Source organism: Arthrobacter sp. HMWF013, from assembly GCF_003061105.1.
Classification (GTDB): Bacteria; Actinomycetota; Actinomycetes; order Actinomycetales; family Micrococcaceae; genus Arthrobacter.
Genome location: NZ_QAIQ01000136.1, coordinates 16,358 through 29,125, shown reverse-complemented (window position 1 = coordinate 29,125; position 12,768 = coordinate 16,358). Strand labels below are relative to the sequence as shown.

Below are 12,768 nucleotides of genomic sequence, written 5' to 3'. Positions count from 1 at the left end.
GCCGCCGGCGGCCCCTTCTCCGTGAGCTAAACAGCGCTATTGACTCCCGCTGCGCCCCGCGCTATACCTCAACTAAGTCCGGCAGCAGGCCCGGAATCAGATCATCCGGAGACCGCTGTGACAGCCCCCTATCCTCCCAACATCCAGAACACGCCTGCCCCTTGGGAGGAGACGCGCGCCTCCCCCGCGCAACTCTGAACTCCGCGGTTCAGCCTGGGCAGTTGCCCGCACCATCAATCGCCCGTCTCTCACGGGCCAACAGCCGAACCCTTCAGTTTTAGGAGAAGTGTCGCAATGGACACGCTTCCAGCAGTGCTCCTTGTCATCGGTGCGGCATTTGCCTGGATCGGTCTGACCGCCGTTGTCGTCCTTCACATTCGACGCAGACGGAACGGGTCAACGCTGGTTGCTTCGGCCACGGGAGGGATGGCCCACCATGTGAGGCCGTGGCGTGCCCGTATTCACCGAAACCGCGCTGCTGCACGCCCTCGAAGGGTGAGCCTCCGTCGGGCACGAGGCAGCGGCACCACCCATCACACCGGATAGCTCTTGGGAGTAACCGTTGAACGCCGAAACGATCCTCGGATTCAGCGTGGGATACCTTGCCGTCCTTGTCGGCATCTTCCTCATCAACCTGCCATACGTCATCCTCTTTGTGCTGCTACTGATAGCGGCCGGGATCCTGCAGCTGCTGTTGCTGCCTCTAGCCCTCTTGATAAGGAAGCTTCGGCGAACGAAGACGCGGTCAACCCAGGACAGCTCATGGATCCTGGACCGACCGGACAGGCAGCCCAGTGAGCAGATCCTGCTGCCCAGGAGACACACTGCGGCGCCCCAATGACGATGTCGCCCCGAGCTTCAGAAGCCTGTCATGATGACCGTGGGCCGGTCCCCCAATCGGTGGCACCGGCCCACGGCGACAGCCCTCCCTGTGCAGGGCCGCCATCACCGGCTGCCGCATCATCGGGGCAGCAGGTGGTCCTAGCCAGCTTCCGGACAGGGAACCTCACTGCCGAATGTTGGCCCGGGCGGAATGATGCCAACTAGGGAAGCAGAGCGGCGGATGAGCTCCGCGTCCACGAGGTGAAGGAGCGCCTGCGCCTCGGCTGACCCGTCCTTCTCGACCTGACGCTGGAGCACGTGTCTTAGCATGATGAGATCTGATACGGGCACGGCCAGCCAGCGCCGGAAGGATTTGGAGATCCGGCCGGCGGGTGAGAGGCCAAGTGTTGTGTCTTCAGGATGGGAGTTGTCAGCGTCAGATGCCATGGTCGATGACTCTCTTCGAGTGCTGTGCCGGCTGACTGCTTAACCACTAATAGGAACCAATTACCCATCAGGTCCCTGGAATCACGCTGGGTCAGGATTTTGTCCTGTCCCGGAGCCGTTACCAGCATTACGCCCGGGTGCAAAAAACGGCACCGAAACGGTTAAGACGGCCGGCAATTAGCCCCTGGATTTACTGGCGTGTGACCCTACCGCGGGGTTCTTCACGGTTCCGCCCCGAAGCGGCAACAACCCTCGTTTCGGGGCTTGGCACTCCCTAATCTTGAGCTATCCAACCGCCCCACCTATCTGGATGGCACCCCAATGAAAAAACTCCTCCTCTGGCTCACCGCGCTCCTGGCAGCCGTCGGGCTGGGCATCGTGCACCGGGGCCCGCCTCGGCAGCCACCTATTGCGGGCTCGCATGGGGATCTCTGGCCAAATCCGCGCCTGAGATGAGCTCCGCCTCCGTCACCAACGTCCGTACAGGGCAGCAACCCTGCTTCGACAGGATGGTGGTTGACCTCAACGGCCCCGCTAAGGGCTACACGGTCCGGTACGTCCCGGAGATCATCCAGGACGGCACAGGCTTCACGATTCCGGTCTACGGCAACGCACGCCTGCAGGTCGTCGTGAACGCACCCTCCTACGACCAGAACGGCAATGTCACCTACAGCCCGGCAGCGAAGGCCGAGCTGTCCAACGTCTCCGGCTACCAGACATTCCGGCAAGTCGTCTATGCGAATAGCTTCGAAGGTTCCACCAACATCGGCCTCGGAGTTCGCGCCCGGCTACCCTTCCGAGTCTTCACCCTGGACGGGCCGGGACCCGGTTCCCGGCTGATCGTGGACGTCGCCCACTCCTGGTAACGGATCCGAAAGGTGCCGCACCCGAGATCGGTGGCGCGGCACCTTTTCTTGGGGTTACGGCATGAACCCAAGAAGACAGCTGCTGGGCAAAGGGTTCTCCACGACGCCTCCCAGTCATACAATTGAGGGGCTGGGGCGACGGTGCCGCCGCAGGTCTGGCCGGATCCGGTGCCGCGGGCGGCCCCGAACCTGTCACGACGTCCCGAGTGGATGCGGCAATGAGCACGAAAAATCGCGTGTGGCGGCGGGCGGCCCTCGCAGTCGTCATCCTTCTCACTGGCTGCACCTATTCCAGCGATGAGCCAGCGCCGGTAACAAGCTCACCGAATCCCTTCGCTTCGCTGGAAAAGCAGGTCCAGCTATTCATGGACGAGGGCGCGGTGGCCGCTGTCGTCCAGATTCGCTGGCCCGAGGGCGAGTGGTCCAGGGCCTACGGCGTGCGGGACCTTAAAACTAAGACCCCGGCGCAGCCAACGGACCGCGCTCAAGTCGCCAGCGTCACCAAGACGATGACGGCCGTGGCCGTGCTGAAGCTCGTGGACGACAACCTCATCGGCCTCGACGATCCCGTCAACGACGTCATTCCCAGGTTCACGTCTTCACTCACGCCACCAGCCCCGATCACTGTGAGGCAGCTGCTCAACCATACATCCGGAATGCCCGACGTCAACGATGCCCTGCCGAAGGATGTTGACTTCCGCCCTGTGCTCGCCCAAACACTCACGATGGAGGGGGGCCTGCAACTGGCAGGGACCCTTCCCTGGACCTCTGACGATGTCGGGTCATTCAAGTACTCGAACACCAACTATCTCGCACTCGGCCTCCTCATCCAGACGCTGCGGTCCAAGCCCATCGTCGACGTACTGCAGGAGGATGTCTTAGGACCTCTCGGTTTGAAGAACACCAGCCTGGACCGTATTGACCCGCACGAAACCGGTATTCTGCACGGCTACGTCACCCTGCGCGGTGAACTAGTAGACACTACCGACAACACCTTTATGGTCGGCAACCCGGCCGGGTGCGCTATATCGACGATGGCGGACCTGAACCTCCTCATGGCTGGAATCTTCCAGGGCCGGGCGGTTTCAGCGTCGTCCCTGCGGGAAATGAAGACCAGCGCAGGCTTTCACCCGTACGGGCTGGGCGTGTGGGAGCATGCGGACGGTTGCTCGAAAGACTCGCGGCACGAGGCCCGTGGCGGGTTCTGGGACTACCAGACTGTGGCGGTCAGCAGCGGGGACGGGCGGTATCAGGCCGCGATGACAGTCACAACACCACCGATGCCCACGGAACTCGAGGACCCCTCCACCGAAGACAAGCGCTACTACCTGAACGACCGGATCGAGTCCACACTCAACGAAGCATTGGACCGCATCTGCAGGCCGGCCAACTAAAGGCGGTCAACGGCCCGCTGACGCAGCCCCTTACCCGAACCGCGATGCCTCATTTATTCCGCCTCACCAAGCGCTGAAGTTGCCGCCACCCCTGGTGTGTTCATCATCGTCCTTGCCGCACCGCCGACAGCGCCTGTACACGTTTCCGTCTTCGGCGTGTTCGAGATGCCATTCGTGCCGGATGTTTAGCTTGCACAGCAGGGCCTGGATCACGGCATCCTCCGATTCAGATCATGATGTTCTGTACCGCCGATGGTGGTCATCTACCACCACCGCCTTAGCGCCCAGTCGTTGGCTGCCCCGTCCCCTTCAGCGCCGTCCCTGCCGCAATGAAGGCAGCGTTTGTACAGGCCACCGTCATCGTTGTGTTCGACGTGCCAGCGGTGATGGAGATTGAGCTTGCACAGCATTTTCGTGAGCATGACAATCTAGCGCCTAGTAGTAGTCGCGGGTGTGGGGGTCTTCGGGGTGATCACCGCTAGCGAGCCTCCCCGACCACCGGGCACTGTGGGAATCTTCCTTCCCACAGTGAATGCAGTGGCGACGAAACTCTCCGTCGCTCATTTGGGCAAGCCAGTGATGGCTGATGCCCCATCTGCAAAGCAGTTTTCGGATCATGGCGGTGTCTTTTCTAGGCTTGCCTAGCTGTCTTTTGGCAGGCCGTGCAATGTGCCCGTAAGGCTAATCATGGCCCTTGGGTAGCACTAGGAGAAGAGGCAATCAGTCAGGCTTAGACCAGCCTGCACTATCTCCTGAAAGCCGGAAGAAGCGCTTTACTGGTCGAACATGATCCGGGTCTCTAAGGGAGGATCATGTTCGTGCATGGTGACTGAACGTGCGGTTCTGAGCCCCGTCCCGGTGACCCTGGTGAAGGCGCAGGGCCACCGCAGCGGTGTCGTTTACTGGTCGTCGTGGGCGAGGGATGAGGACAGTTCGCGGTGGGCGTCAGCCTGTTCGAGGAGCAGGTGTGCTTTGTCTTCTGCGGTCTGGACGGCGTCGGCACCGGCGAGGAAGCGCAGCGGCGGCTGATCCTGGGCGGCGATCGTGATGAGGGCGGCGGCGAGTTTTGCCGGGTCCCCGCCCTGCTTGCCGTTCATGCCCTTCCAGGCCTCGATGGTGCCCTGGGTGCGCTGGTCATAATCGTCAATGGAGAGCTCGGGCCACATCGTGGAAGCACCTTCGACGAGCAGTTCGGTGCGGAAGAAACCGGGGTTCACGATAGTGGTGTGAATGCCGTAGGGCTCCACGTCAAAGCGAAGGGATTCCATCCAGCCCTCGGTTGCGAACTTTGAGGCGCAGTACGCAGCGACGAACTCCTGGCCGGTGAGCCCTGCGGTGGAGCTGAGAGTGATGACGTGGCCGCTGCGCTGGGCGCGCATGACCGGTAGCACGGCCCGGGTGACGTTCACGGGTCCGAAGAAGTTCGTTTCCATCTGCTGGCGGAATTGGTCCGGGCTGATGACTTCGAAGAACCCGGCGTAGAAGTTCCCGGCGTTGTTGACGAGCCTGTCGATGCGGCCGAACCGTTCCAGGGCGGCTTCGACGGCTGTTTTGGCGGCGGTTTCGTCGGTGATGTCCAGGGACACGGCGAGCAGGTTCTCGTGCTCCCCTAGAGCTTCGGTGACGCGGTCTGCGTCGCGGGCCGTGCCGACGACGGCGTGGCCGGCGTTGAGGGCGGCGCGGGCGATGTCGATGCCCATTCCGCGGGCGGCGCCGGTGATGAACCAAACTTCCTGAGCTGTCATGGTGTTTCCTTTTCGTGTGGGTGACTGTCTTCAGTCAATCCCGCCTGCAATGGCCTAGGGAGTCCCGGCCTATCCGGTTAATGCCAGTGACCCCCTAACGCCGGCTTTTGGGCGTAGCGTCGAAGGCATGGACAGCGCCAACGAGATCCGTGAATTCCTGATGATCCGGCGGGCCAGGATCACGCCGGAGCAGGCGGGGCTGCCCGTCTTCGGTCACCGCCCACGCCGTGTTAATGGCTTGCGCCGGGAAGAGGTTGCCCTGCTGGCCGGGATGAGCACTGAGTACTACATCCGGCTCGAGCGCGGCAACGCCAAAGGCGTCTCGGAATCGGTTCTGGAAGGCATCAGCCAGGCGTTGCACCTTGACGACTCCGAGCGGGTTCACCTGTACGACCTGGTGCGTGCCGCCAACGAAGGCGCGCAGCCGCAGCAACGTCGCGCCACCCACCGGGCGCAGCAGGTCCGTCCAGGGGTTAAAAGAATGATCGACGCGATGACAGCTCTCCCCACCATCGTGCAGAACGAACGGCTGGACATCGTCGCCTCGAACCAGCTCGGAAGGGCCTTTTACTCGGAAATGTACGTGCAGCCGCAAAGACCAGCAAACTTCGGGCGATTCCTCTTCCTCGACCCCCGTGCCAGGGTCTTCTACCGGAACTGGGACGACGCAGCCCGACAAACAGTTGCGCTGCTGCGCAGCGCGGCGGGCCGGGCACCCTACGACAGGGCACTCAGCGACCTCATCGGAGAACTCGCTACCCGCAGCGATGACTTCCGCAAACTCTGGGCAGCCCACGACGTAAGACTCCACCACTCAGGATCAAAACAGGTTCACCACCCCATAGTCGGGGACTTGGACCTGACCTTCGAAGCACTGGAAGTCGCCACCGACAAAGGCCTTTCCATCATCGCCTACACCGCGGAACCCGGCTCCACCTCCCAGGACAGCCTCCAACTACTCGCCCACTGGGCCGCAACAAACAACAAAACAACGCAGCCGCAAACACCCGAGCCGCCTACAGCGACTTCTATCCTGGATAACACCGAACGAAGCTGACCGTGACGTTGTAGCTCGCCGTCTCGAAACCTCTCCGCCTCAAAACCCTAGGGTTTCGAGACATCTTGCCGAGCATTTGGAAAGCCTGACCGGGCACGTCCTGGTTTGGGTCTCGCTGAACTTGCTAGGCAGTGTCAGGCGGGACGGATCGTGGCGGCTGCCATCCTTCCTGCTCCCGGATGGCTCGTTGTATCCGCAGACAGATCTCGCGCAGCTGGCTCCGTTGGGCTTTTGTGAGGGGCTCGAGGACTAATTTGGTGACCGTTTGGGCTTGCACTGGAGTGGCTTTGTCGAGCAACTCCACCCCGGTCTGGGTCAGGGTGGCCAGGGTTGACCGCCCGTCCAGGGGGTCTGGGGTGCGTTGTACCAAGCCCCGGCCTTCAATCCGCGACACGGCTCGGGAGAGCCGTGAGAGCGAGCTGTTTGAATAACTGGCTAGGACGGTCATCCTGAGTGCGTGGTCTGGCGCGTCAGCCAGGGCGAACAGGATGCCGTACTCGAAGTGTGTGAGATCGAAACCATGAGCCAGTGGGGCATCGAGGGCGGGCGGCAGCCACTCCAGGACCGTCGCAAGGGCAGCCCAGGTCGTAAGGTCATCCCCTGCGAGACGGTCCGGGGCGCTGGAGTCACTCATTCATACAGGCTACAGGATTGCTTGACTGAGCAAGCAAAAGGAGGCTAGCTTTACTTGACTGAGCAAGTAAAACTAAGGGTGGTCGGACTATGGACATGCAGCTGGCAAACAAACGCGCCTTCGTAAGCGGCTCAACGCAAGGGATCGGATATTCGATCGCGAGGGCCCTTCTCGCGGAGGGCGTCGCGGTGATCATCAATGGCCGTGACGACAGCCGGGTTCAGCAAGCGGTAAAGAACCTCGAAGCCGAAGTTCCCGGTGGGAACGTGACCGGTATTGCGGCCGACTTCGCGGATGCTGCCCAGGTGCAGCGCCTGGTCGCTGCGCTCGGCGGCGTCGACATTCTCGTCAACAATGTCGGTCTCTTCGAGCTGAAGCCCTTCGCCGAGATACCGGACGAGGACTGGTCCCGCTATTTTGACGTCAACGTCATGAGCGGAGTCCGGCTTTCGCGGAAGCTGCTGCCCGGGATGCGGGAGGCAGGATGGGGCCGGATCATCTTCGTGGGAAGCGAATCAGGGGTGAACATACCGGCTGACATGACGCACTACGGCGTGACAAAAGCGGGGATGCTCGCTTTGAGTAACGGGCTCGCCAAGCTCACCCGCGGAACCGGCGTGACGGTCAATACGATCCTTGGCGGCCCGACTTACTCGGACGGCGTGGCCGGTACGGTGCGCGACATTGCCGAGGCGCAGCGTATCTCTACGGATGATTTGAAGGCGGTGATCATGGGCGGGAACCAGACGTCGCTCCTCGAGCGCTTCATCGAGCCGGACGAAATCGCGAGTCTCGCCGTCTATCTCTCGAGCCCGCTTTCCTCGGCGACGAACGGGGCTGCTGTGCGCGCTGACGGCGGAGTGCTCACGGCGATGCTCTGACCGCCGCCCGGACAAGGGCGCGGTTCGCTACCTTGTTCGGGCTTGCCGGATGTCGGCGCTGCCGCCCAGGGGTACCCGTCCGGACGGGCTGACCTGGAAGGCCGGTGCGCCTTTCCAGGGGTTGAGGAAAAGTAGAGTACACACTACTCGTGTCAGCTCGGTGCCTTGCCGCTTACCGTCGGTAGATGGTTCAGCCAGCGGCCTGCAACTGATTCATGCTGTCAGGGGGCAGGTAGTGGGCACGGAACTACGAGGGAACAAGGCGTCCCGACATACGGTGATAGGGGACGGGGCCGGTGGTTCAGTCCGGTCCCGCGGCAGGTCCCGCGCCGGCAGGCACCCTGAAACACCAGCCGTAACCCCTGCCTTCCATGCTGATCCACTGGCGCACGACACGGGAAGCCTTGCCAGAGTGGGCACTGCAGCGTTATCCCCGACTCTGATCGACCTTCGCGCACAGGACTCGGCGCAGTCCCTTACCCTCCTCGTCAGAGCCGCAGCATCCGCCCTTTCCGACGTGGTTCGGTCCGCGTTCGACTGTGTCGCGATCGTTCCCCGCCCCCACCAACCCCTATTGTCGGCCGGAACCAGTGATCCAGCGCTGCACGTCATAGGAGATGACCAGGACGGCGGGAACACGCCCACGTCCCAGGCGCTTGCCGGGAACCCCGCAGTTATCACCAACGGCTACTCGCCGCACCCTCAATGGCCCGATCACTGGCGCCTGTTGGAGGAAGCGGGCTTCCGGTCCATGCTGTGCGTCCCGCTGGTCCTGGAACCTGACCGTTTTGGTGCGCTGACCCTCCTGTCAGGCAGGGACGACGTTTTCACCCCAGGGGTGGTGGCCGCTGTCATGGCCTTCGGAAAACGGGCGGCCAGCAGTTACGCCCTGGCCGAGGAACTCAGGACCGCTCAGTCTTGTGCGGATCAGCTGCAGTCCGCGTTGAAAAGCCGAACGACCATAGACGTCGCCTGCGGAGTAATCATGGCCCAGAACAGGTGCTCCTACGAAGACGCCTTTCAGATCCTTGCCAGAGCTTCAAGCCATCGGAACCTCAAGGTCCGGATAGTGGCCGAGGCAATCGTCGAAAACCTGCCCGGCGGGCTACCCACCACACACTTCGGACGATAAGAACACCCGGATGCCGACGATGCCCCAGGGTGACGGTTCCATGCTGCCGCTCCTGGATGAAGCTGTGCTTGCCCGGCTCCGCGTCGAGCTCGAAGGGAATGAGAGCATCTGGCGGATATTCGTCCAGGACTTCCTTGCCCAGCTGCCGGCCAGGATCCGGCGGGTGAGCCAAGCCCTTACCGCAGGAGACGACGATGACGCAATGGACGCCGTGCTCAGCCTTCGTACCTCCACCCAGATGGTGGGAGCAGAACGCCTCAGCGGGCTTAGCCGGGACCTCGAACATTCCCTGCGCAACACCCATGGCGCTGATCCCTTCACCATCCTGCCGCGGCTCGCCGCAGCCAACGCGGAACAGCTAAAGCGTTGCGCAGACCAAACCGACTACGTCCTGCGCAGACACCTGCAAGGACGACCAAATGGCACACCCTGAGATGCCCATGACCTACTGCTCCAGATCCCAAACCGAGCAACAAGGCCGAGGTGAAGGATGAAGTTCGGGCACGGATCGGTAGCCGGGTTGCAGAGGGCCATTCCTTCCTTCCTTGTACTCCGCGCTTTACCACTTCCTAATAACTGGGACATCCCCCTAGCTACTCCTCCGGCCATCGAACAGTGGACTGACGAACGCCTCCACGCAGCATCCCGTCGAGAAGGTCCGGCCGTTGGCTGCGCAAACGCACGACGCTGGCCGCGGACTCCGACGCTTCCTTGAATGGGCGGGCAACGGGGCCTAAAACTGCTGGCTGGCAGGGCAGGTAGAGGCGCGACAGAAACGATTTTGTGCTCCAACGCACACTTTCACCCGTCCCTGCTGCGTTCTGCTTCGAAGTACCTTCTGTCCCTTCCTTGGGGCGCCAACATCACACGCGCGTGTATGAGGAGATCTTTCGAATGAATAAGACACTTCGCTTTATGGCAGTCCCGACCCTGGCCTTAGCCGCTCTTGCCCTGTCCGGTTCTCCTGCGATGGCCCATGACGGGTCCTATCAGTCCACTCTGAAGCAGCTCAACGGCAGCGCCGGCTCGGGCACGATCACCGTTGATGTCACGGGCAACCAGGCCCATGTTGTCCTAAAGGTTTCAGGGATGCCGGCGACGTTCATGGACGCCCCGTACCCGCACGTCCAGCACATCCACGGCGGCGCGAAGGGCGTCTGCCCGGACCCGTCAGCTGATAAGGACGGCGACCAGGTCATCTCCACCACCGAAGGCGCACCGTCCTACGGCGGCATCGTCACCACCTTGTCCACCAGTGGCGACACGAGCCCCGCGGCAGGTCTTGACCTGAAGGTCGGCGGACAGGGTGCCTCCTACACAGTGGACCGCACGTTTGAAATGAACGCTGAAACCCATGCAGCCCTCGAAGCGGGCACCGCGGTGGTTGTCGTGCACGGCCTTGACCCCGCCACCCTCAGCGCAGCAGGCCAGGCCGCCAAGAGCGACCTCGCCCCCACGCTTCCCCTTGCCGCCACCTCCCCCGCCCTCTGCGGGACGTTGACTGCAGGGCAGATGAAGATGCCCGCAGGCGGCGCCGCGACCGGTGTTGCCACCGAAACCGGCACCGACACCGGTGCCCTGGCCATCGGATCCGGCCTGGCCCTGATCGCCCTGGCCGGCGGAACCTACGCCGTCCGCCGCCGCAACGCAGCAGCCTAAGCCGCGGCTGAACGGATCACTACTGTGACACCTAAGAACCCCTGCCGCCGTGGAGGTCTCGGGGCCCCCACGGCGGCCGGGGTTCTGCTCCTGCTCACCCTGGCCGGCTGCGGCGGGCCCACCACCACCCCGGATGCCGGAACGGCTCCATCAGCCTCCCTCTCAGCCCCTGCGGGACCCGGCACTCCCAACGCAGCACCGGCTGCGCCCGAACCGGCGCCGGCTGCCCCCGCGGCGGACCCGCCCGCGCAGGATCCCCCGGCGGTCATGGCCGCCTCGGTCCCGGCCACCCTGGCCATCCCCTCGATCGGAGTCCGCACGGACCTGCTCCACCTGGGACTGGAGGACAACGGCTCCCTCAAGGTCCCGGAGGACACAGGCAACGGCGCACCCGCCAGCTGGTACGACGGCTCCCCCACCCCCGGGGAACGCGGACCATCGGTAGTGCTGGGCCACGTCAACGCCCTGGGCGGCCATCAGGGCGTGTTCGCTGATCTTCGGAAGCTCACTGCCGGGGCCGAGATCAACGTTTCCCGGGCCGACGGCAGCACCGCGGTGTTCACCGTTGAGCGCGGGGCCCTCTATCCCAAGAACGAGTTCCCCACCCTCGAGGTTTACGGCAACACCCCCGGAGCCGAGCTTCGGCTGATCACCTGCGACGGCTACGATCCCGCCACCGGGCTCTTCGACGACAACTACGTCGTCTACGCCACCCTCAAGACCTGACAACGCACCGTCGGTTCCCCCTCATCGGGACGGCGGGAAGGATGGAAAGAGCAATGAAACAGCACAAGCCCCTGCTGGCCTGCCTGGCCATGGCTGCCCTGGTGCTCTCCGGTTGCGCGACAGCTGCCGGTTCCATCACCGCACCATCGGAGCTCTCAGACCCGTCCGCGGCTTCGCCCCAAGCCGGGCCCTCCAGCAGCCACGGCGGCGGGCACCACGGTACAAAATCATCATCACCTGGTGCCGCTACGCCGGACGGGCCAAGTGATGCTGCCTTGATGGTCTGCGGGGACCAGCCGAAGGAGAGACTGCGTTCCATCCTGGATTTGGACTCGGACCCGCACACGATCAATAAGTGGGCCGACAGCACCTTCACCTGTACCTACCACCTGGCCGAAGGAGCCTTGGTCATCTCCGTCCAGGAAGCAGCGGATCAGGCCTCAGCACGCAAATACTTCGACGCGATGCAGGCCCTCGCTAACGATGCCAAGCCCATCGAAGGACTGGCGAACCTCGGCTTCCCCGCCTACGAAACAGCCGGCGGATCCGCCGTGTTCCAAAAAGACGCGTTCGTGCTGAAGGTAGACGCCGCGGACCTGCCCGGCACCGTGGGACCGGAGAACATCACCAGGAACGCCCTGGCCTACCAGCTCTCCACCACCATCCTCGCCTGCTGGATCGAGCACCCCTAAACGCGCCGGCTTTTCGTACAAACACAGCCAGCCCACCCCGGTTCGCATGAAAGGGCGAGTTTTCGCCCCGCTATGCGGTGCGCACTGCCCGGGCACCGGTCAGAGCATCGCGGTGAGCACCCAGCCAGTGTCAGGCTTCCGCCCGGACAGAAAGCCCCGCCCCGCAACCTACAGTTTCGACTGCTTGCCAGCTCCGCGCACCCAAGGCTAGCCTGAACCCGGGAAAGCGGCTTCAACAACCATGTTGGAAACCAACCTTCAAAGGAAACAGTCAATGTCGACCATCTCCGAGCCCTACGTCCTCAGGCAAACTCCGAAGATCATGGCCACGCACCGGCGCAGCCATGACGAGTTAATTGATGTCCTGCAGTTCGACGGGGAGTACATCCACTGCGGCGAGCCTATGCACGCGGCAGGCTCAGACCTGCACAGCATTTATTCTCCCGTGACCACAGAACCGGCCGCCCAAGGAGTCCTGGAGGTCTACCTCAGCACACGTGTCCTGCGCTGTGGCTGCGGCTTCCAAATGGAAATCCCCTCATAAGCCCAGCAGTACACCATTGGAGGGAAGGTATACACCGCCGGGGCCTCGCTGTACGGGCATCGATGAATGTCGGCAGCGTCTTCGCCTCGGCGGGCATGAGGAACAAACCTGGTCCTTGCCGTAGGGATAACGATGTCGTAGCCCTCGGGCCACGCTCCTTCAAGCGGGA

Annotated in this window: 13 protein-coding genes and 1 pseudogene; 11 read left to right on the top strand and 3 right to left on the bottom strand. The window is 63.0% G+C overall.

The genetic code is table 11. The annotated features are described in order from the left end of the window. The first annotated feature begins 562 nt into the window (after positions 1–562). Positions 563–841 carry a hypothetical protein gene (locus DBR22_RS06435; RefSeq protein ID WP_181365057.1) on the top strand — a complete coding sequence of 93 codons (279 nt, stop codon included), beginning with the start codon at positions 563–565 and terminating at the stop codon, positions 839–841. Between the two features lie 140 nt (positions 842–981). Here DBR22_RS06435 and DBR22_RS06430 read toward each other — a convergent pair whose 3' ends face one another. Then, positions 982–1,269, bottom strand: a complete 288-nt coding sequence (locus DBR22_RS06430; protein ID WP_108598317.1) for a hypothetical protein — start codon at positions 1,267–1,269, stop codon at positions 982–984. 321 nt (positions 1,270–1,590) lie between these two features. Between DBR22_RS06430 and DBR22_RS06425 the strand changes: the two are divergent. Both DBR22_RS06425 and DBR22_RS06420 read left to right on the top strand, forming a co-directional pair. Beyond that, positions 1,591–2,135, top strand: a pseudogene (locus DBR22_RS06425) (AMIN-like domain-containing (lipo)protein). 218 nt (positions 2,136–2,353) lie between these two features. Continuing rightward, the gene (locus tag DBR22_RS06420; protein ID WP_181365056.1) at positions 2,354–3,529 is read left to right on the top strand and encodes a serine hydrolase domain-containing protein; all 1,176 of its coding nucleotides are present in this window, start codon (positions 2,354–2,356) and stop codon (positions 3,527–3,529) included. Positions 3,530–4,428: 899 nt separating this feature from the next. Here the strand turns inward: DBR22_RS06420 and DBR22_RS06415 are convergent. Continuing rightward, complete coding sequence (locus DBR22_RS06415) at positions 4,429–5,274, bottom strand: SDR family oxidoreductase (RefSeq protein WP_108598316.1); 846 nt, start codon at positions 5,272–5,274, stop codon at positions 4,429–4,431. A 127-nt stretch (positions 5,275–5,401) separates the two neighbouring features. Between DBR22_RS06415 and DBR22_RS06410 the strand changes: the two genes are divergently transcribed. After that, the gene (locus DBR22_RS06410) at positions 5,402–6,331 is read left to right on the top strand and encodes a helix-turn-helix domain-containing protein (protein WP_108598315.1); all 930 of its coding nucleotides are present in this window, start codon (positions 5,402–5,404) and stop codon (positions 6,329–6,331) included. A 124-nt stretch (positions 6,332–6,455) separates the two neighbouring features. Here the strand turns inward: DBR22_RS06410 and DBR22_RS06405 are convergent, their stop codons facing one another. Then, positions 6,456–6,965, bottom strand: a complete 510-nt coding sequence (locus DBR22_RS06405) for a MarR family winged helix-turn-helix transcriptional regulator (protein ID WP_108598314.1) — start codon at positions 6,963–6,965, stop codon at positions 6,456–6,458. An 89-nt stretch (positions 6,966–7,054) separates the two neighbouring features. Between DBR22_RS06405 and DBR22_RS06400 the strand changes: the two genes are divergently transcribed. The 7 genes from DBR22_RS06400 (at position 7,055) to DBR22_RS06370 (ending at position 12,599) form a co-directional block, all read left to right on the top strand. Beyond that, a complete protein-coding gene (locus tag DBR22_RS06400; RefSeq protein ID WP_108598313.1) occupies positions 7,055–7,846 on the top strand; it encodes an SDR family NAD(P)-dependent oxidoreductase in 792 nt (263 codons plus the stop codon). Positions 7,847–8,258: 412 nt separating this feature from the next. Further along, positions 8,259–8,978 carry a GAF and ANTAR domain-containing protein gene (locus tag DBR22_RS06395; protein ID WP_181365055.1) on the top strand — a complete coding sequence of 240 codons (720 nt, stop codon included), beginning with the start codon at positions 8,259–8,261 and terminating at the stop codon, positions 8,976–8,978. A gap of 10 nt (positions 8,979–8,988) precedes the next feature. After that, the gene (locus DBR22_RS06390) at positions 8,989–9,411 is read left to right on the top strand and encodes an Hpt domain-containing protein (RefSeq protein WP_258229059.1); all 423 of its coding nucleotides are present in this window, start codon (positions 8,989–8,991) and stop codon (positions 9,409–9,411) included. A gap of 461 nt (positions 9,412–9,872) precedes the next feature. After that, positions 9,873–10,637 (top strand): CHRD domain-containing protein, encoded by a 765-nt coding sequence (locus DBR22_RS06385; RefSeq protein ID WP_181365054.1) that lies wholly within the window; start codon positions 9,873–9,875, stop codon positions 10,635–10,637. A 24-nt stretch (positions 10,638–10,661) separates the two neighbouring features. Then, positions 10,662–11,363, top strand: a complete 702-nt coding sequence (locus DBR22_RS06380; RefSeq protein WP_108598309.1) for a sortase domain-containing protein — start codon at positions 10,662–10,664, stop codon at positions 11,361–11,363. Positions 11,364–11,416: 53 nt separating this feature from the next. Continuing rightward, positions 11,417–12,055 carry a hypothetical protein gene (locus DBR22_RS06375; protein WP_108598308.1) on the top strand — a complete coding sequence of 213 codons (639 nt, stop codon included), beginning with the start codon at positions 11,417–11,419 and terminating at the stop codon, positions 12,053–12,055. Between the two features lie 274 nt (positions 12,056–12,329). Continuing rightward, positions 12,330–12,599 (top strand): hypothetical protein, encoded by a 270-nt coding sequence (locus DBR22_RS06370; protein WP_108598307.1) that lies wholly within the window; start codon positions 12,330–12,332, stop codon positions 12,597–12,599. Positions 12,600–12,768: the final 169 nt, after the last annotated feature.